Origin of the sequence: Pseudooceanicola sp. LIPI14-2-Ac024, assembly GCF_042188925.1 — a bacterium.
Classification (GTDB): domain Bacteria; phylum Pseudomonadota; class Alphaproteobacteria; order Rhodobacterales; family Rhodobacteraceae; genus Pseudooceanicola.
In genome coordinates this window covers 824778-844226 of the sequence record NZ_CP170102.1, presented here as the reverse complement: position 1 = coordinate 844226, position 19449 = coordinate 824778, and the positions used below count along the sequence as shown (strand labels likewise).

The 19449-nt window shown below is 67.6% G+C and carries 13 protein-coding genes; 9 read left to right on the top strand and 4 right to left on the bottom strand.

Annotated elements, in window-relative coordinates:
• The first annotated feature begins 167 nt into the window (after positions 1-167).
• The 3 genes from recA (at position 168) to ACE2AC_RS04070 (ending at position 4341) form a co-directional block, all read left to right on the top strand.
• Complete coding sequence (recA, locus tag ACE2AC_RS04080) at positions 168-1238, top strand: recombinase RecA (RefSeq protein ID WP_375690850.1); 1071 nt, start codon at positions 168-170, stop codon at positions 1236-1238.
• Between the two features lie 156 nt (positions 1239-1394).
• Positions 1395-4052 carry an alanine--tRNA ligase gene (gene alaS, locus ACE2AC_RS04075; RefSeq protein WP_375690849.1) on the top strand — a complete coding sequence of 886 codons (2658 nt, stop codon included), beginning with the start codon at positions 1395-1397 and terminating at the stop codon, positions 4050-4052.
• 1 nt (position 4053) lies between these two features.
• Positions 4054-4341: a DUF1330 domain-containing protein gene (locus tag ACE2AC_RS04070; protein WP_375690848.1), complete on the top strand. Its 288-nt coding sequence runs from the start codon at positions 4054-4056 to the stop codon at positions 4339-4341.
• A 79-nt stretch (positions 4342-4420) separates the two neighbouring features.
• Here the strand turns inward: ACE2AC_RS04070 and ACE2AC_RS04065 are convergent, their stop codons facing one another.
• Entirely contained in the window at positions 4421-6829 is a 2409-nt protein-coding gene (locus tag ACE2AC_RS04065; RefSeq protein WP_375690847.1) for an FAD-dependent oxidoreductase, read from the bottom strand.
• Positions 6830-6982: 153 nt separating this feature from the next.
• Here ACE2AC_RS04065 and ACE2AC_RS04060 point away from each other — a divergent pair, with 153 nt between their 5' ends.
• Positions 6983-8200: a DUF2254 domain-containing protein gene (locus tag ACE2AC_RS04060; protein ID WP_375690846.1), complete on the top strand. Its 1218-nt coding sequence runs from the start codon at positions 6983-6985 to the stop codon at positions 8198-8200.
• Between the two features lie 99 nt (positions 8201-8299).
• The gene (locus ACE2AC_RS04055) at positions 8300-10705 is read left to right on the top strand and encodes an FAD-dependent oxidoreductase (protein WP_375690845.1); all 2406 of its coding nucleotides are present in this window, start codon (positions 8300-8302) and stop codon (positions 10703-10705) included.
• A 30-nt stretch (positions 10706-10735) separates the two neighbouring features.
• Here the strand turns inward: ACE2AC_RS04055 and ACE2AC_RS04050 are convergent, their stop codons facing one another.
• Complete coding sequence (locus ACE2AC_RS04050) at positions 10736-11212, bottom strand: hypothetical protein (RefSeq protein WP_375690844.1); 477 nt, start codon at positions 11210-11212, stop codon at positions 10736-10738.
• Between the two features lie 141 nt (positions 11213-11353).
• Between ACE2AC_RS04050 and trkA the strand changes: the two genes are divergently transcribed.
• From trkA to hflX, 4 genes are all read left to right on the top strand, one after another.
• A complete protein-coding gene (trkA, locus tag ACE2AC_RS04045) occupies positions 11354-12730 on the top strand; it encodes a Trk system potassium transporter TrkA (protein WP_375690843.1) in 1377 nt (458 codons plus the stop codon).
• A 4-nt stretch (positions 12731-12734) separates the two neighbouring features.
• On the top strand, positions 12735-14252 hold the full coding sequence (locus ACE2AC_RS04040; RefSeq protein WP_375690842.1) for a potassium transporter TrkG: 1518 nt from the start codon (positions 12735-12737) through the stop codon (positions 14250-14252).
• A 129-nt stretch (positions 14253-14381) separates the two neighbouring features.
• On the top strand, positions 14382-14621 hold the full coding sequence (hfq, locus tag ACE2AC_RS04035; RefSeq protein WP_028285823.1) for an RNA chaperone Hfq: 240 nt from the start codon (positions 14382-14384) through the stop codon (positions 14619-14621).
• Positions 14618-15892 carry a GTPase HflX gene (hflX, locus tag ACE2AC_RS04030; RefSeq protein WP_375690841.1) on the top strand — a complete coding sequence of 425 codons (1275 nt, stop codon included), beginning with the start codon at positions 14618-14620 and terminating at the stop codon, positions 15890-15892. The genes hfq and hflX overlap by 4 nt, the downstream gene beginning before the upstream one ends.
• 75 nt (positions 15893-15967) lie before the next feature.
• Here hflX and ACE2AC_RS04025 read toward each other — a convergent pair whose 3' ends face one another.
• Together ACE2AC_RS04025 and ACE2AC_RS04020 are read right to left on the bottom strand one after the other, a co-directional pair.
• Entirely contained in the window at positions 15968-16906 is a 939-nt protein-coding gene (locus tag ACE2AC_RS04025) for an aldo/keto reductase (RefSeq protein ID WP_375690840.1), read from the bottom strand.
• 58 nt (positions 16907-16964) lie between these two features.
• Positions 16965-19433, bottom strand: coding sequence for a penicillin acylase family protein (locus ACE2AC_RS04020; RefSeq protein WP_375690839.1), 2469 nt, complete (start codon positions 19431-19433; stop codon positions 16965-16967).
• Positions 19434-19449: the final 16 nt, after the last annotated feature.

The window sequence follows — 19449 nt, the reverse complement described above, 5'->3', positions numbered from 1 at the left end:
TCGACGTAAACTACTCTTTAACCATCATCGTCAAAAGTGGGTTTGAGAACAAAATGATTGAAATGTTCTCCTTTTGATCTTAGAGACATGAGAACAAGAGGCGAACATCGGCAGTGGAGCCGCCCGATTGCCTGTCGGCGGCGGGTATGAAACAAGGACATAAACCCATGGCAACGGCAGACCTTCTTTCAATGGACAGCAAACGCGACCCGAACAAGCAAAAGGCGCTGGATTCGGCCCTGGCCCAGATCGAACGGCAGTTCGGCAAGGGCTCGATCATGAAGCTCGGCGGCGACAACCCGATCAAGGATATCGAGGCGACGTCGACCGGGTCGCTGGGCCTCGACATCGCGCTTGGCATCGGCGGGTTGCCGAAAGGCCGGATCATCGAGATCTACGGCCCCGAAAGCTCGGGCAAGACGACGCTGACCCTGCATTGCGTGGCCGAGGAGCAGAAGAAGGGCGGCGTCTGCGCCTTCGTCGACGCGGAACACGCGCTCGACCCGCTCTATGCCAAGAAGCTGGGCGTCGACCTGGACGAACTGCTGATCTCGCAGCCCGACACCGGGGAACAGGCGCTGGAAATCACCGACACGCTGGTGCGCTCCGGCGCGGTCTCGATGGTGGTGGTCGACTCGGTCGCAGCGCTGACGCCGAAGAGCGAGCTCGAGGGCGACATGGGCGACAGTTCGGTTGGGGTGCACGCCCGGCTGATGTCGCAGGCGATGCGCAAGCTCACCGGCTCGATCGCGCGGTCGAACTGCATGGTGATCTTCATCAACCAGATCCGGATGAAGATCGGCGTCATGTTCGGCTCGCCCGAAACGACGACGGGCGGCAACGCGCTGAAGTTCTATTCCTCGGTCCGGCTCGATATCCGCCGCATCGGCTCGATCAAGGACCGCGACGAGGTGGTCGGCAACACCACCCGCGTTAAAGTGGTCAAGAACAAGGTCGCGCCGCCGTTCAAGCAGGTCGAGTTCGACATCATGTACGGCGAAGGCATCTCGAAGATGGGCGAACTGCTCGACCTCGGGGTGAAGGCCGGCGTGGTCGAGAAGTCGGGCTCGTGGTTCTCCTACGGCGACGAACGGATCGGGCAGGGGCGCGAGAACGCCAAGACCTTCCTGCGCGAGAACTCGGCCATGGCGATGGAGATCGAGGACAAGATCCGCGCCTCCCACGGGCTCGAGTTCCACGGGAGCGAGGACGAGGACGAGGCCGTCCTCGACGAATGAGGCCGCCGCGCCGCGGCGCCATCGTGACGATTTCGCAAAGGCGGTCCCCCGGGGCCGCCTTTTCTCATGCCCGCAGGGCGCGTCCTGCCTGTGGACACCGCGTCCGTGCATCGCTACATCGGGCCAACGCGACGCCCGTGAGTGCAAAGGCCCATTATGCAGACGCTGAACGACATCCGTTCGACCTTCCTGACCTACTTCGAGAAGCAGGGTCACCAGGTCGTGCCCTCCAGCCCGCTGGTCCCCCGCAACGATCCCACGCTGATGTTCACGAACTCGGGCATGGTCCAGTTCAAGAACTGCTTCACCGGGGTCGAGAAGCGCGACTATTCCCGCGCCACCACGGCGCAGAAATGCGTCCGCGCGGGCGGCAAGCACAATGACCTCGACAACGTGGGCTACACCGCGCGGCACCACACCTTCTTCGAGATGCTGGGCAACTTCAGTTTCGGCGACTACTTCAAGTCCGAGGCGATCCCCTTTGCCTGGGAGCTGGTGACCCGCGAATTCGGCATCCCCAAGGACAAGCTCTACACCACCGTCTACCACACCGATGACGAGGCGTTCGAGCTCTGGAAGAAGATCGGCGTGCCCGAGGAGCGGATCATCCGGATCGCGACCTCGGACAACTTCTGGCAGATGGGGCCGACCGGGCCCTGCGGTCCCTGCACCGAGATCTTCTATGACCACGGCGAGAAGTACTGGGGCGGCCCTCCGGGAAGCCCGGAAGAGGACGGTGACCGGTTCATCGAGATCTGGAACGTCGTCTTCATGCAGAACGAGCAGTTCGAGGACGGCTCGATGCGGGCGCTCGACATGCAGTCGATCGACACCGGCATGGGGATCGAACGGGTCGCGGCGCTCTTGCAGGGCACCAACGACAACTACGCCACAGACCTGATGCGCGCGCTGATCGAGGCCTCGGCCCATGCGACCAGCACCGATCCGGACGGGCCGGGCGAGACCCACCACCGGGTGATCGCGGACCACCTGCGCTCGACCTCGTTCTTGATCGCCGATGGCGTGATGCCCTCGAACGACGGGCGTGGCTACGTTCTGCGCCGGATCATGCGCCGGGCGATGCGCCATGCGCATCTGCTGGGCGCGCAGGATCCGCTGATGCACCGGCTGGTGCCGGAACTTGTCCGCCAGATGGGTGAAGCCTATCCGGAACTGCGCCAGGGCCAGGCGATGATCGAGGAGACGCTGAAGCTTGAGGAAACCCGCTTCCGCCAGACCCTAGACCGCGGGCTGCGGCTGCTGGACGAGGAACTGGACAGGCTGCCCGAGGGCGGCGACCTGCCGGGCGCCGCGGCGTTCAAGCTCTACGACACCTATGGCTTCCCGCTCGACCTCACGCAGGACGCGCTGCGCGAACAGGGGCGTGCGGTGGATGTCGCGGGCTTCGACGCGGCGATGGCCGAACAGAAGGCCAAGGCGCGCGCCGCCTGGGCCGGTTCGGGCGAAGCGGCCGACAGCACCATCTGGTACGACCTGGCCGAGAAACACGGCACGACCGAGTTCCTGGGCTATGACACCGAGGCGGCCGAGGGCCAGATCCTTGCCCTTGTCGCCGACGGCGGCGAGGTGCAGGCGCAGGACAAGGGCGCTAGCTGCCAGATCGTGGTGAACCAGACGCCGTTCTACGGTGAATCCGGTGGCCAGGTGGGCGACACCGGCGTGATCGAGACCGAGACGGGCCGCGCCCGGATCACCGACACCAAGAAGGCCGCCGGCGTCTTCATCCACTTCGCCGAGATCGAAGAGGGCACGGTGTCCCGCGGCCAGGCCGCGCGGCTGGTGGTCGACCATGACCGCCGCTCGCTGATCCGTGCCAACCACTCGGCCACGCACCTGCTGCACGAGGCCCTGCGCGAGGCGCTTGGCGATCACGTGGCGCAGCGCGGCTCGCTGAACGCGCCGGATCGCCTGCGGTTCGACTTCAGCCATGCCAAGGCGCTGTCGCCCGAGGAAATCGCCCGGGTCGAGCGCGAGGTGAACCAGTTCATCCGCCAGAACACCCCCGTCGAAACCCGGATCATGACGCCGGACGACGCCCGTGCGCTCGGCGCGCAGGCGCTATTTGGCGAAAAGTACGGCGACGAGGTGCGCGTCGTGTCGATGGGCAAGGCGCCGACCGGCAAGGGGCAGGGTGGCGACACCTATTCGCTCGAGCTGTGCGGCGGCACCCATGTCGGTCGCACCGGCGACATCGGGGCCTTTGCGCTGACCTCGGAAACCGCGTCCTCGGCCGGCGTCCGTCGGATCGAGGCGCTGACCGGGCAGGCGGCGCTTTCGGCCCTGCGCGAGCGCGACACGGCGTTGAGCGAGATCGAGGGCCTCTTGAAGGTCGGCGGCACGGGCGTGGTGGACCGCGTGAAGGCGCTGGTCGAGGAACGCCGGGCCCTGTCGAACGAACTGGCGCAGCTGCGGAGGGAGCTTGCGATGTCCGGCGGCGCCGGGCAGGGCGCGGCCCCCGAGGCGGTCGAGGTCAATGGCGTCAAGTTCTTGGCGCAGGTCCTCTCGGGCGTGTCCGGCAAGGACCTGCCGTCGATCATCGACGAGATGAAGGCGCGGATCGGGTCGGGCGCGGTGCTGCTGATCGCGGATGCGGACGGCAAGGCGGCCGTGGCGGCCGGCGTGACCGCCGATCTCACGGGCACCCTGTCGGCCGTGGACCTTGTCCGCGCGGCGGTGCCGGAACTGGGCGGCAAGGGCGGCGGCGGCCGTCCCGACATGGCACAGGGCGGCGGCAAGGACGCCGCCAATGCCGACGCCGCCATCACCGCGGCCAAGGCCGTGATCGGAGGATAAGATGCCCGCACTCTGGATTGCCCATGTCAGCGTGACCGACGAAGAGGCCTATGGCCGCTATGCCAAGCTGGCCGGACCCGCGATCGACAAGCACGGCGGCTACTTCATCGCCCGCGCGGCACGTTACGTGCAGCTGGAAGGCAAGGACCGGCCGCGCAACGTGGTGGCCAAGTTCCCCTCGGTCGAGGCGGCCGAGGCCTGTTATCACTCGCCCGAGTACCAGGAGGCGCTCAGCCACGCGCGCGATGCTTCGGAACGCGAGCTGGTGATCATCGAAACCACCGAGTGATCCGGCCGCGCGGGTGCAGCGACCAGGAATGCAAAAGGGGGGCGACGTGCCCCCCTTTTCCGTTCCGGTGTCGTCCGGCCTAGCCGCGCAGGTAGGTGCCGTCGGCGTCCCAGGGCGGGGTGTCGATACGACGGGCGGGGCGACGGTCGCCGAGGATCTCGATCTCGACCGCAAGGCCCGGGGTGTCGGCATCCTTCGGCACAAAGCCGAAGGCTATCGACTGGCCCAGGTGATGCGAATAGCCGCCAGAGGTGCAGAAGCCCACGACCTCTCCGTCCAGCCAGACGGGTTCGTATCCATGCACGTCCGTATCCGTCGCCTCGACCGTGAAGGCGACAAGCGTACGGGCGGCCCCCGCGTCGCGCTCTGCCTCGGCCGGGGCGCGGCCGATGAAGTCCTCGGTCTTGGACCACTGGATGAAGCGGTCGAGGCCGGTTTCGGCGGGCGTGTAGTCGGGCGAGAATTCCCGCAGCCACGACCCGAACAGCCGGTCGAGCCGCAGCGACATCATCGCCCGCATCCCGAAGGGCTTCATCCCGTACGGCTGGCCCGCGGTCCAGAGCGTGTGCCACAGGCTGCGCTGGCTCATCGCGTCGCAGTAGATTTCATAGCCCAGGTCGCCGGTGTAGCTGACCCGCTGCACGATGCAGTCCGCCATCCCGATCGTCATGCGGCGCGCGTCGAGGAATTTCATCCCGGCCACGTCATCGCGGGTGCAGGCGGTCAGCACCTCGCGCGCCTTCGGTCCCGCGATCTGGAAACCGGTGGAAATGTCCGAGATATTGATGACTTGCACGCCGTCCTGGAGGTTCTGCTCGAACCAGCGCAGGTGGTAGGCCTGGGCGGAGTAGCTGGCGGTGAGGCGGAAGTGATCCTCGGCCAAGCAGGTGACCGTGAAGTCGCCGATGATCCGGCCCGCGTGGCTGAGCATCGGGGTCAGCGCGATACGGCCGGGTTTCGGGATGCGGCCCGCCATGGTGCGGTTCAGCCAGGCGCGGGCATTCGGGCCGGTGACGGCGTATTTGCCGAAGTTCTGGATCTCGTTGATGCCGACGCCCTCGCGCACGGCGCGGACCTCGCGCGCCGTCGCCTCGAAGGCATTGGAGCGCCGGAAGGAGGGCGTCTCGTATCGCGGTTCATCCCCGGTCGCGAAGTAGTTCGGCACCTCCAGGCCGTATTGCTGGCCCCAGACCGCGCCCATGCCGTCGAAGATGTCGTACATCGGCGTGGTCCGGAACGGACGCGCGGCGGGCTTTTCCTCGTTCGGATAAGCGACCGAGAAGCGGGTCTGGTAGTTCTCGATCACCTTGGGCCGGGTGTAGCCGGGCGTGGTCCAGCTGCCGAAGCGGGCGACGTCGAAGCTGGCCGTGTCGCGTTCGCATTCGCCTTGGGTCATCCACTGGGCCAGCATCAGCCCGACGCCGCCGCCTTGGGAGAACCCGGCCATCACGGCGCAGGCGGACCAGTAGTTGCGCAGGCCCGGCACCGGCCCGACCAGCGGGTTGCCATCGGGGGCGAAGGTGAAGGGGCCGTGGATCACGGTCTTCACACCCGCCTCGGCCAGGGCCGGGAAGCGGCGATAGGCAAACTCGATGCTGTCCGAGATCTTGTCGAGGTCGTCGGGCAGCAGCTCGTGCCCGAAATTCCACGGCGTCCCGTCCACCGCCCAGGGTTTCGCCCGCTGCTCGTAGAAGCCGATGCAGAGGCCGCGCCCCTCCTGCCGCAGGTAGCTTTCACCGGCGGGGTCCATGACGTGGGGGTGTTCGCTGCCGCGTTCATAGATGAAGGGGATGTCGTCGGTGACGATGTAGTGATGCTCCATCGGGTGCAGCGGCAGGTAGACGCCCGCCATCGCCGCGACCTCGCGCGCCCAGAGGCCACCGGCGTTCACTACGTGCTCGGCGTGGATCGTGCCCTTGTCGGTGACCACGTCCCAGGTTCCGTCCGGGCGCTGGTTGGTTTCCTTCACCATGCAGTGCGTCTCGATCGTCGCGCCCTGCATCCGGGCGGCCTTGGCGTAGGCATGGGTAGTGCCCGAGGGGTCGAGGTGGCCGTCGAGCGGGTCGTAGAGGCCGCCGATGATGCCGTCGATATTGGTAACAGGGGCAATCTCCCTGATCTCCTCGGGCGTGACGATCCGGGTGTCGAGGCCCATGTGCCGGTGCTTGGCGCGTTCCGCCAGCATCATGTCGAACCGGTCCTGCGTGTCAGCCAGCGTCACGCCGCCGACATGGTGCAGCCCGCACGACATGCCGGTGATTTCCTCCAGTTCCTTGTAGAGCCGGATGGTGTAGCCCTGCAGCGCCGCCATGTTGGTGTCGCCGTTGATGGTGTGGAAGCCGCCCGCCGCGTGCCAGGTGGAGCCGGAGGTCAGCTCCGACCGTTCCAGCAGCATGACGTCCGACCAGCCGAGTTTCGTCAGGTGGTAGAGGACCGAACAGCCGACGACGCCGCCGCCGATCACCGCGACTCGGGTGGTGGTTTTCATGGATGGCTCCCTGTCATCATTGTCGCCACCCTGTGACGGGCGTGGCGGGAACGCCAGCCCGATTGCGACAGGATGTGTCGCGCGCGGGCAAGTGGCTGGATTGCCGGTGACCTACCGCTATGTCGTTGATCACCCGCTGCAAAAGGACACCGGATGATCCCGACACTGTTGCGCAAGGCGCATGACTTCTCCCGGTTGCTGGTGGTGCGCGTCATCCTGATCGCGCTGCTGGCCGTGCTGGCCATCGTGCTGGCGAAACTCTTCGGCGCGCTGATCCCCGACGGCATCAGCTACAAGGTGGGCGCGGGGGCGGTGGACACGATCCTCGAGATCATCGCCACCTCGATGCTCACCGTCACGACGTTTTCGCTGACCGTGATGGCGGCGACGCATCGTTCGGTGTCGAGCCTCTGGACCCCGCGGGCGCACCAGATCCTGCTGCAGGACACGACGACCCACACGGTTCTGGCCACCTTCGTCGGCGCCTACATCTATGCGCTCATCGCCATCACCCTGCGCGAGACAGAGGTGTTCAAGGGCGAGGAATTGCTGGTCCTCTTCGGCATGACGCTGGCGGTGGCGCTGCTGGTGGTCGTGGCGATCATCCGCTGGATCGGGCACCTGGAACTCTTCGGCTCGCTCATCGAGACCGGCAAGCGGATCGAGGAGGAGACGACCGCCGCCTGGAGGTTGCGCGCGGACTGGCCGGCGCTTGGCGGCCACCCGCTGGGCCCCGTGCCGGAGGCAGCGCGTGCGATCCGGGCCGAGGAAAGCGGCTACCTCCAGCAGATCTACCAGGACCGGCTGCAGGCGGCGGCCGAGGCGGCGGAGGCTCGGCTCTGGATCGTTCGTCCGGTCGGCGATTTCGTGCACCGGGGCGAGGTGCTGGCCCGGACCGATGGCGGCGACGCGGATTTCGACGACAAGGTGCGCGCGAACCTCGCGCTCGGCACGCTCAGGAACTATGCGCAGGATCCCGAATTCGGGCTGCTCTGCCTGTCCGAGGTCGCCAGCCGCGCGCTGTCGCCGGGCATCAACGACCCGGGCACCGCCATCGACATGACCCGACGCATGGCGCGGATCACGCTGTCCTATCCCGAGGCACATGGCGGCAAGCCGCTGGAGTACGACCGCCTGTACCTGCCGGTCCTCGACGTGGCCGCGGCCCTGAACCGGGCCCTGGTCCCGGTGGCGCGGGACGGCGCGGGGTTCTTCGAGGTGCACCGCGCCCTGCGCCGGTCGCTCAGGGCGATGGCGGGGCATCCCGATCCTGTCCTGTCACGCGCGGCGGATGAGCTGATCGCCACCGCCGAGGCCCGCGCGGCCGACGCGCTGCGTCCGGAGGAGTTGGAGCGCCTGCGCGCAGAATAGCGCACGCCTTGCCCATGAGCGACGCGATGCGTCGGGATCGGAACATCTGCCCGCGCGCGGCTGCGCCAGTCTGGCCCCGATCACGGGGAAGGACCCAGAATGAAGACCCATGCCCAGGCTGTCGTCATCGGTGGCGGCGTCATCGGATGCTCGATCCTCTACCACCTGGCCAAGCTTGGCTGGTCCGACGTCGTCCTGCTTGAGCGGGACGAACTGACGAGCGGCTCGACCTGGCATGCCGCCGCCAACATCCACGGGCTGCACGACAGCACCAACATCTCTCGGATCCAGCACTACACGATGCAGCTCTACAAGGAACTCGAGGCCGAGACCGGGCAGGGCTGCGGCGTGTTCCAGCCGGGATCGCTCTACCTCGCCCAAACCGAGAACCGCGAGCATCAGCTGCGGCTGCAGGCGGCCAAGGCCAAGCTCTACGGCATGAACTTTCACGAGGTCTCGCGCACCGAGGCCGAGCGCCTGCACCCGCTGGTCGATTTCGACGGTATCCGTTGCATCATGTTCGAACCCGACGGCGGCAATGTCGATCCGTCGGGCGTGACCAATGCCTATGCGACGGGCGCGCGGCAAAGGGGGGCGGAGATCCACCGCTTCACCCCCGTCACCGCGACCGAACAGCAGCCCGACGGCACCTGGATCGTGCGCACGCCCAAGGTCGATATCGCCACGCCCTGGGTGGTCAACGCCGCCGGCCTCTGGGCGCGCGAGGTGGCGGCGATGGCGGGGCTGGAGCTGCCGCTGATCCCGACCGAGCACCAGTATTTCGTGACCGAGACGATCCCGCAGATCGCCGCGATGGATCGCCGCCTGCCGTCGGTCGCGGACCGCGACGGAGAGTATTACCTGCGGCAGGAGGGCAAGGGCCTGCTGATCGGCGCCTACGAGCGCGACATGCGGTTCTGGGCCGAGGACGGCACGCCGCAAGGCTTTGGCCACGAGCTTTTCGCCGACGACCTCGACCGGATCGAAGAGAACATGTTGCGCGCCATCGCTCGGGTGCCCGCGGCGGGCGAGGCCGGGGTGAAGCGGGTGATCAACGGCCCGATGATCTGGTCGCCGGATTCGAACGTCCTCTTCGGTCCGGTGCCGGAACTGACGGGCTATTTCGCCTGCTGCGGCATCATCCCCGGCTTCTCGCAATCGGGTGGTATGGGGCTGGCGGCGGCCGAGTGGATGGTCGAGGGCGAGTCGAAGATGGACCTCTTCGGCTGGGACGTGGCCCGCTTCGGGCACTGGGCCGGGAAGGATTTCACCAAGGCCCGGGTCGCCGACCAATACGCGCACCGCTTCTCGATCCACTTCCCGAACGAGGAGCGCGCGGCGGGCCGCCCGGTGCGCACGCGCCCGGTCTACGAGATGCAGCGCGACATGGGCGCGGTCTTCGGCCTGAACTACGGCTGGGAACACCCGCTCTGGTTCGCCGATGCGCCCGGCGCCACCGACACCAACGGGTTCACCCGCCAGAACTGGTGGGAACCCGTGGGGCAGGAGGCGCGGATGCTGCGCGAGGCGGCAGGCATCATCGACATCTCGAACTTTGCCAAGTACCGCGTGAAGGGTCCCGGGGCCGAGGACTGGCTGAACGCGCTCTTTGCCAACCGGATGCCCGCGAAGGTCGGCCGGTCCTGCCTGACGCCGCTGATCTCGAAGCGCGGGGGGATCGCGGGCGATTTCACCGTCACCCGACTGGCCGAGGACGAGCTCTGGGTGATCGGGTCCGGCATGGCCGAACGCTATCACCAACGCTACTTCCGTGCCGTGCCGCTGCCCGCGGGGACAACTTTCACCTCACTCACAGGGGCGGTCTGCGGTTTCAACGTGGCCGGGCCGAAATCGCGCGAGATCCTGCAAAGTCTGACCAACACCTCGCTCGCCACCGCCGATTTTCCCTTCATGCGCTCCGCCCGGATCACGCTTGCGGGGGTCGAGGTCATGGCGCTGCGTGTGTCTTTCACCGGCGACCTGGGGTGGGAGCTGCACTGTGCCGCGGCGGACCAGCCGCGCCTCTACTCCGCGCTCCTCGGGGCCGCGGAACCCCATGGCGCGGGCCCGGTCGGCAGCCGGGCGCTGATGGCACTTCGGATCGAGAAGGGCTATGGCTCCTGGTCGCGCGAGTACAGCCCCGAGTACTGGCCGCAGGAGGTCGGGCTCGACCGCCTCGTCAAGCTCGACAAGCCGTTTCTCAACCGCGATGCGGCGTCAGAGGTGATGCAGAAGCCCGCGCGCGAAACGCTCGTCCTGATCGAGGTCGCGGCCGAGGCGGCGGATGCCACCGGCGGGGAGCCGATCTTTCACAAGGGCAGGGGCGTTGGCCGCGTCACCTCGGGCGCCTACGGCTACTCGGTCGGCGCATCGCTCGCGCTTGGCTTCGTCAGGGATGTCGTCCCCGGAGACGAGGTTGAGGTAATGATCCTCGGGCGCCCGCATGCCGCCCGCATCCTGCCCGCGCCGCCCTTCGATCCCGACGGCCAGCGCCTGCGCGCCTGACGCGCGGCACCCCCGTCCGGATCGCGCGTGTCAGGGCACGATCTGGAAGTTGCCGGCCCCGCGCCGGATCACGCATGCGTTGTTGGTCAGGTCCGGCATCGTCGTGGTGATCTGCGGCGCGACCGAGGATGCGACCGCGTCGGAACAGATCGGCAGGGCCAGCTTCTGGTAGCCGCGGTCGGCCATGCACTGCCGGGTGATCAGCGCGCGCAGGTCCTCGTTCACGTCGCGGGTGACCAGGCGGTCCGGCGTGACGGTCGGCGGCCCGCGGCGGCAGTTGTTATTCTTGTCGCAGATGATCGGGCCGGGGAAAATGTCGCCGGGAATGAACTCTGCCTCGCGTTCGACCGGGGCCTGCTGCAGCGCAATACGGCCGCATTCGACCTCGTCCCGGCGGGCGGCGTCGGTCGTGGTCCCGGCCTGGTAATAGATCGTTTCGGTGCAGCCGACGAGCAGCAGGAAGGCCGCCACGGTGCCTGCGAAACGGAATGGAATCGCGTCAATCATGCAGCGATTATGCTGCACGCCCGGCGGTTTACAAATTCATTTGACCACCTCCGGACCATCTGTCATGCACAAGGCCCACGGGCCCCTGCCGCAGCGGTCGGGCCCGTCTTCTGCTCTTGAAGCATCCAACAGGACGACTTGATGAAGGTCATCATCTGCGGCGCAGGGCAGGTCGGTTGGCAGATCGCCCGCCATCTTTCGGGCGAGAACAACGACGTCACCGTGGTCGACAACAACCCTGACCTCGTGGCGCGCGCGACCGATACGCTGGACGTGCAGGGCATCGCCGGTTTTGCCTCGTATCCCGACATCCTGGACCGGGCCGGGGCCCGCGACGCGGACATGATCATCGCCGCGACCCATTCGGACGAGGTCAACATGGTGACCTGCCAGGTTGCCCACTCGATCTTTGCCATCCCGCGCAAGATCGCGCGGCTCAGGGCGAAATCCTACCTCGACGCGATCTATTCCGACCTCTACCGCCGCGACCACATGCCGATCGACGTGGTGATCTCGCCCGAACGCGAGGTGGCCGAGGCCGCGCTGCAGCGCCTTTCGGCCCCGGCGGCCTTCGACACCGAGAACTTCCTCGGCGGGCGCGCCCAGCTTCTCGGCCTGCAGATCGACGAGGACTGCCCGGTCGTCAACACGCCGCTGCGCCAGCTGACTGACCTCTTCTCGACCCTGCGCGCGGTCGTCGTCGGCATCCGCCGCGAAGGGCGTCTCTTTGCGCCCGAACCTGACGACCAGCTCTTCACCGGCGACGAATGCTACGTCTTCGTCGAACGCTCGGACGTGTCCCGCACGCTCGAGGTCTTTGGCAAGTCGACCAAGCGGCAGGAGCGGGTGGTCATCATCGGCGGCGGCAACGTCGGCCTCGCCGTGGCGAAGGCGCTCGAGGAGAGCACCCGCCGGATCCGTGCCAAGGTGATCGAGAAGGACCGCCGCAACGCCGAACGCGCCGCCGACGCGCTGGAACGCACCATCGTGCTGAACGGCGACGGCCTCGACAGCGCGCTCTTGGCCGAGGCGGGCGTCGGCCGGGCCGACGCGATCCTCGCCGTCACCGACGACGACAAGACGAACCTGCTGGCCTCTGTCCGCGCCAAGAGCCAGGGCTGCCCGATGGCGATCGCGCTGATCAACGACCCGACGCTGACGCCGCTCCTCGGGCCGCTCGGGATCGACGCCTACATCAACCCGCGCAGCACCACCGTCAGCTCGATCCTGCGTCACATCCGGCACGGGCGGGTGCGCGGCGTCTATTCCATCGGCGATGCCGAGGCCGAGGTGATCGAGGCCGAGGTGCTGTCGACCTCGCCGATCTCGGGCCGGTCGATCCGCGACATCGATTTCCCCGAAGGCGTGCTCATCGGCGCGATCCTCAAGGGCGACAAGGTGGTGAAACCCACGGGCGCGACGCGGGTCGAAGAGGGCGACGTGATCGTCATCTTCGCCCTCACCGCGGACGTTCCCGAAGTCGAGCGCCTGTTGCAGGTCTCGATCGACTATTTCTAGGGCCATGCGGTTCAGCCTGAAAGATCAGCCGATCTTCCTGTTGCTGACGGGGGTCCTGGCGCTGTCGATGATGATCCCGGCCGGCCACGCGCTGGCGCTCAGGGATCACGCGGTCGCGCGCAGCTTCTTCTACACCGGCCTCTTGGCGCTGGCGCTGACCTTCCTGATCGCGCTGGCCCGCGGCTCCCGCCCGCCGCGCAAGTACAAGCAGGACCTTGGCGCGCTGCAGGCTCTGCTGGCCGCCTTCGTGCTGCTGCCGGTGATGCTGGCCGTGCCATTCCACGATGCGCTGCGCACGACCACCTTTCTCAACGCCTACTTCGAGATGGTATCGAGCTTCACCACCACCGGGGCCACGCTCTTCACCCCCGACCGGCTGCCGCCAACGCTGCACCTGTGGCGCGCGCAGGTCGGCTGGATGGGCGGGCTGCTGGTCTGGGTGGCCGCGGCAGCCGTCCTCGCGCCGCTCTCGCTCGGCGGGTTCGAGGTGACGTCAGCCGTGGCCGAGCGCGACGCCCGCACCCGTCTCGACCGGTTCGAACGCGCGGGCACCGTGCGCCGCACGCTGACCATCGCGGGCCGCCTCACGCCGATCTACGTGGGCCTGACCGGCGCGCTCTGGATGTTCCTCCTGATCCTCGGCGACCGGCCTCTGACCGCGCTCTGCCACGCGATGTCGACGATGGCGACCAGCGGCATTTCCCCGGTTGGGGGCACGCAGTACGCCGGCTCCGGCATCGGCGGTGAAATGGTGATCTTCCTCTTCATGGTCTTTGCCCTGTCGCGGATGACCTTTTCCACCGACACGTCGAATTCGCGGCAGGCGATCTGGCGCGACCCGGAATTCCGCATGGGCATCGCGCTGGTGATCGTCGTGCCGCTCCTGATGTTCATCCGCCACTGGGTCGCCGCGTTCGAGGTCAACGCGGCCGAGGAATTCGGCGTCGGCATCCGCGCGCTCTGGGGCGGGTTCTTCACGACTTTGTCGTTCCTGACCACCACCGGCTTCGAAAGCGCGGAATGGGACACGGCGCAGGCCTGGTCCGGCCTCGGCACGCCGGGGATGATCCTGATGGGCCTCGCCATGGTCGGCGGCGGCGTCGCGACCACCGCGGGCGGGGTCAAGCTCCTGCGCGTCTTCGCGCTCTACCTCGCGGGCCTGCGCGAGCTCGAGCGGCTGGTGCACCCGCATTCGATCAGCGGTGCGGGCGCGATGAACCGCCGGATGCGGCGGCACGGGGCGTTCCAGGCCTGGATCTTCTTCATGCTCTTCGCGATGACGTTGGCGGCGGCTACCGCGCTGCTGGCGCTACTGGGGTCGACCTTCGAGGATGCGATGGCGCTGGCGATCGCAGCCCTGACCACGACCGGCCCGATCATGCGGCTGGCGGCCGAGGCGCCGATCGACCTGGCAGCACTGGGCGATGCGTCGAAATACGTGCTCTGCGTGGTGATGATCCTCGGCCGGCTTGAGCTGGTCGCCATCATCGCGCTGCTCAACCCCGACTTATGGCGCGATTGACGAAAAATCGCTCCCGTGCGACGGGTAGACTGGTTTTCCTCTGGAAAGTCCGTTCCCGCCAATTCATATTGGAGGAACACGAGGGACAGCCGAAACGCGGCAAGAGCAAGAATAAAGGCATTTTACCGAATGGCATCTGACCGACAGAATCTTCAGGACGCTTTCCTGAATCACGTTCGCAAGACCAAGGTTCCGGTAACGATCTTCCTCATCAACGGTGTGAAGCTTCAGGGCGTCATCACCTGGTTTGACAACTTCTGCGTGTTGCTGCGCCGCGATGGCCAATCCCAGCTTGTCTACAAGCACGCGATTTCGACCATCATGCCGTCGCAGCCGATCAGCCTCTACGAGGGCGAAGGCGAGTCTTGACGCCCGAGGATCAGGCCACAACGCGCGCCTGGATCATCCATCCTGACCTGACCCGCGAAGAGCGGCGTCACGAGGCGCCCTATGCGCTGGCCGAGGCCGAGGCCCTGGCCGTCGCGCTGCCGGGCCTCGAGGTCGTGGGATCCGAGATCGTGCGCCTTGCCAAGCCCGTGCCCGCGACCCTGTTCGGATCGGGCAAGATCGAAGAGATCAAGGCGCGCCTGCAGGCGGCCGAGGTCGGGCTTGTCCTGGTCGACGGCCCGGTCACGCCGGTCCAGCAGCGCAACCTGGAAAAGAAATGGGGGGTCAAGCTCCTCGACCGGACCGGCCTGATCCTCGAGATCTTCTCGGACCGCGCCCGCACCCGTGAAGGCGTGCTGCAGGTCGAGATGGCGGCGCTGGCCTACCAGCGCACCCGGCTGGTCCGGGCCTGGACCCACCTCGAACGGCAGCGCGGCGGGCTCGGCTTTGTCGGTGGCCCCGGCGAGACCCAGATCGAGGCCGACCGCCGCGCCATCGACGAACAGCTCACCCGCCTGCGCCGGCAGCTCGACCGCGTGGTCAAGACGCGCGAGCTGCACCGCGCCGCCCGCGCCAAGGTGCCGTTCCCGATCGTGGCGCTCGTCGGCTATACCAACGCGGGCAAGTCGACGCTCTTCAACCGGCTGACCGGCGCGCGCGTGCTGGCCAAGGACATGCTCTTTGCCACGCTCGACCCGACGATGCGCCGGGTCCGGCTGCCCGACGGGCCCGAGGTGATCCTGTCAGACACGGTGGGCTTCATCTCGCAGCTGCCGACCCAGCTGGTCGCGGCCTTCCGCGCCACGCTGGAAGAGGTGCTCGAGGCCGATTTCGTCCTGCACGTGCGCGACATCTCGCATCCCGAGACCGAAGAGCAGGCCCAGGACGTGGCCGACATCCTGCAGACCCTCGGACTTGACGAAGAGGTGCCGGTGATCGAGGTCTGGAACAAGATCGACCTCGTCCCCGACGAGGCGCGCGCCGTGCTCGAAGGCCGCGCCACGCGCGAGGAGGACACGCTGGCGATCTCGGCCGTCACGGGCGAGGGGATCGACGCGCTGCTGTCCCTGGTGACCGACCGGCTGTCCGGCCTGCGCCACGAGGCCGAGTTCGACCTGGCCTTCGCCGACGGCCGCAAGCGCGCCTGGCTCTACGATCAGAACGTCGTGGTGGCGGAAGAGCAGACCGAGACCGGCCAGCACTTCCGCGTCTACTGGACGCCGGTGCAGGAAGCGCGCTTCAACCGGCTCTGAGCGCCGCGCCCGCCCTCCTTCCCCTGGTCCATGTATCCTGGGGGTCCGGGGGCAAGGCCCCCGGGTCTCTCCGCTTTAGGCGCCGGCGGCGTCCAGCTGCGCCATCGCCGCGTCCGACAGCTCCAGCGTCATCGCCGTGACCAGGCTCGCCAGCTGCCGCTCCGACGTGGCCGAGGCGATCGGCGCGGTGACGCCCGGCTTCTGCCGCAGCCAGGCCAGCGCGATCTCGGCATGGGCGGCGCCGGTCTCGTCCGCCACCGCGTCCATCGCGGCCAGGATCTTCAGCCCCCGGTCGTTCAGGAACCGCGCGATGGTGCGTTCGCCGCGCGGGCCTTTCAGGTCGGCCTCGGTGCGGTACTTGCCGGTCAGGAACCCGGCGGCGAGGCCGTAGAAGGGGATCACGCCGACGTCGTGCGCGGCGCAGAAGTCCTGCAGCGCGCCTTCGAAGACGTCGCGGGTGAAGAGGTTGTATTCCGGCTGCTGCGCGCCGTAGGGCGTCAGCCCCGCCGCCGCCTCGGCCGCCTGCATCAGCCTGGCGTCGAAGTTCGACGCGCCGATGGACCGGACCTTGCCCGCGTCGATCAGGCGCTGGTAGGCGGCCAGCGTCTCTTCGTGCGGCGTCTCGGCATCGGGCCGGTGCGAGAAGTAGAGGTCGATCCGGTCGGTCTGCAGGCGGCGGAGCGAATTCTCGACCTCGGTTTCGATCCACTTGGCCGACAACCCGCCGCCGTCGGGCATCGGGCCACCGACCTTGGTGATGATCTGGACCTGGTCGCGGCGCGACGGGTTTGCGGCCAGCCATGTTCCGATGATCGTCTCGCTCTCGCCGCCGGAATGCCCCTCGACCCAGCGGTTGTAGACGTCGGCGGTGTCGAGCGTCGTGATGCCCTGGTCGACCATGCGGTCCAGCAGGTCGTGCGAGGCGGCTTCATCCACGGTCCAGCCGAAGACGTTGCAGCCGAAGACCACGGGCGAAATCATCAGGCCGGTGCGGCCGAGGCGAACATTGCTCATGCGAGGCTCCTTCACGGTTCGGGGTGCACCCTAGCGCGGCCGCGCGGAAAGCCCAGAGCTAGCGCGCCGGCACCAGGTGCGTGACACCGACCGCCGCCGCCCGCGCCAGGTCCGCGTCGAGCGACATCGGGATGTATTCGCCGCGCCGCCAGAGCTGGGCCAGGTCGTCGTAATGCCGCGACAGCGGATGGCCCGACTGCCCGGTCGAGATCACGAAGACCGAGCTGTCGGGATCGGCAAAGTCATAGACTCCGCGATAACCCGCCGCGTGCACGTTCAGGAAGGCGTCCATCCCCAGCCCGCCCTTGGTTGCGCCGCGCATCAGGGTGTTGTCGCCGCCGCTGGTCGACTGGCGGATGTTCACGAAATGCTTGAGGATCGGCACGTTGCCCAGAACCGGGTGGTCCTGCGCCGCCTGGTGCGCGTCGCCCCATCGGAGCGATTCCAGCGCCGTGCCGTAGGTTTCCGAGATCCAGACCAGCGCATCGTCCAGCGCCATGCGCGCGATGTCGGTGCAGGTCTCGGTCGGGCCGGACTGGCGGACGTCGCACCATTTCGACGCCCCGTCGATGTCGCGGTAGACCCGTTCGATGAAGATCGGATCGACATGGCGAAAGTCCTTGGCGAGCGGCCCGAGGTCATCCTGGATCAGCCGTTGCTGCAGGGCGCGCACCCAGGCGTCGTAGATCAGCGGCTCCGGCAGGTGTTCGTTCATCTCGCCGTTCCATTCCGCCAGCAGTTGCAGGGCGCGCTGGCGCAGGCGTTCCGGGGTGCCGTCGGGCGCGGCCTCTCCGGTGAACCACAGGTCCGCCCCGATCAGCGGCAGGAGCGAACGGGCGGTGTAGGACACGGTGTCGAGCTGTGCCTCGATGAAGCTGTCGCGGGTGTGGACCTGGCGGGTGTTCATCAGCCGTTCCAGCCGCTGGATCCGCTGGGTGTCGCCCCAGTCGAACGAGACATGCAGCGGGAAGGGGCGGTCGAGGATCTTGTTGTTGGTGTTGGCGAGGAGCCCGCCCGAGGGATCGACGAACTCCGGGTTCGACGAATAGGGCAGCATGCCCTGCCAGATGTTCTGCGCCTCCCACCCGCGCGAGGGCATGCGGCCCTGCGTGTCGTGGTTGGCCGCGCGGCGCGGCATGGCGCCGATGGTCTTCATCGCGATCCCGTCGGCATCGACCAGGATCAGGTTCTGGGACGGCGCGACATAGCTCTCCATCGCTGCGATGGCGGTGGCCCGGTCCGGCGCGCGCATCAGCCTGAGCCCCGCGGCCAGCGAGGTGTCCGCGTCCGACAGCGCAGTCCACGAGACCGAGGCGACGTGGCCCGCCGGCGTGATGTCGGCCAGATTGTAGTCGGCACCCGAGAGGACCGGGCCATTCTCGCTCCACCTCAGGCGCAGGGTGATCGAGGTCTGATCCTTCACCGTGATGATGGAATCGCGCGACTCGAAGGTCTTCCAGCCGTCGGGGGTCTGGTATTCCTCGGGGTTCTCGGGGTTCAGCCGTTCGATATGCACGTCCTGGTCGTCGAGGTACGACGATGTCACGCCCCAGCCAAGTTGCGCGCTGCGCCCGACGAGGACGACGGGCATGCCCGGAATGGTGCCGCCGATGACGCCGCCGGTCGAAAGCTCGAGCCGGGCGAGGTACCAGATCGCGGGCGCGGTCAGCCCGAGGTGCGGATCGTTCGCCAGCAGCGTCGCACCCGAGGCCGAGCGCGAGGCATCCGCGGCAAAGCCGTTCGACGCCCCGGCCAGGTTCGGCGGGCGCACCGGCGACAGCGGGTCGGCGGAGTAGTCGGCCGCGGCAAAGCTGGGCGCGATGCCGGGAAAGAGGCTGGCGTAGGCGGGCAGGGCGGCGATCCCCTTGCCCGGCGCGTCAGGCATGATGTCGCGGATCATGTCGGGCTCGGGCAGGGTCAGGGACACGCGGGCGCGCTGCACCTCCTCGCCCAGCTGACCGGACAGCTGCAGCGCCATCAGCTTGACGATCGCCAGGGAATCCGCCGGCTGCCAGGGCGCGACGGGGGCGTTGAACAGGAACATCTCGGGCGCCCCGCGGCCAAGCGCGCCTTCGTTGATCTCGTCGAGCCGCGCGTTCACCCCGTCGGCATAGGCGCGCAGGATCTGCATCGTCTCTTCGTCCTGCGCCGCGACGGATTTGCGGGCGAGCGTGTAGAGGTCGAGCCGGCGCATCAGCTTGTCGAAGGCGACGGTGCGGGTGCCGAACACCTCGCTCAGCCGGCCCTGCACGCTGCGGCGCATGGTGATCATCTGCCACAGCCGGTCCTGGGCATGGGCATAGCCGAGGGCAAAGAACACGTCGTCATCCGTCGCGCCGAAGATGTGCGGGACGTTGGCATTGTCGCGGACGATCTCGACCTCGGCCGAAAGCCCCTCGACCGCGCGGGTCTTGTCATAGGTCGGCAGGCTGCGCGAGGCGAGGTAATAGACCCCGAGCACCGCGATGACGGCCAGGATGACCATCCCTCCCGCAATGCGCAGCAACCAGCGAAATACCGTTCCCATACGTCGTCCCTTGTCC

Coding starts and splice junctions, on each gene's coding strand:
- ACE2AC_RS04070 (WP_375690848.1), top strand. CDS start 4,054: ATGCCCGCACTCTGGATTGCCCATGTCAGCGTGACCGACGAAGAGGCC.
- alaS (WP_375690849.1), top strand. CDS start 1,395: ATGCAGACGCTGAACGACATCCGTTCGACCTTCCTGACCTACTTCGAG.
- ACE2AC_RS04040 (WP_375690842.1), top strand. CDS start 12,735: ATGCGGTTCAGCCTGAAAGATCAGCCGATCTTCCTGTTGCTGACGGGG.
- ACE2AC_RS04065 (WP_375690847.1), bottom strand. CDS start 6,829: ATGAAAACCACCACCCGAGTCGCGGTGATCGGCGGCGGCGTCGTCGGC.
- trkA (WP_375690843.1), top strand. CDS start 11,354: ATGAAGGTCATCATCTGCGGCGCAGGGCAGGTCGGTTGGCAGATCGCC.
- recA (WP_375690850.1), top strand. CDS start 168: ATGGCAACGGCAGACCTTCTTTCAATGGACAGCAAACGCGACCCGAAC.
- hfq (WP_028285823.1), top strand. CDS start 14,382: ATGGCATCTGACCGACAGAATCTTCAGGACGCTTTCCTGAATCACGTT.
- ACE2AC_RS04020 (WP_375690839.1), bottom strand. CDS start 19,433: ATGGGAACGGTATTTCGCTGGTTGCTGCGCATTGCGGGAGGGATGGTC.
- ACE2AC_RS04050 (WP_375690844.1), bottom strand. CDS start 11,212: ATGATTGACGCGATTCCATTCCGTTTCGCAGGCACCGTGGCGGCCTTC.
- ACE2AC_RS04055 (WP_375690845.1), top strand. CDS start 8,300: ATGAAGACCCATGCCCAGGCTGTCGTCATCGGTGGCGGCGTCATCGGA.
- ACE2AC_RS04060 (WP_375690846.1), top strand. CDS start 6,983: ATGATCCCGACACTGTTGCGCAAGGCGCATGACTTCTCCCGGTTGCTG.
- ACE2AC_RS04025 (WP_375690840.1), bottom strand. CDS start 16,906: ATGAGCAATGTTCGCCTCGGCCGCACCGGCCTGATGATTTCGCCCGTG.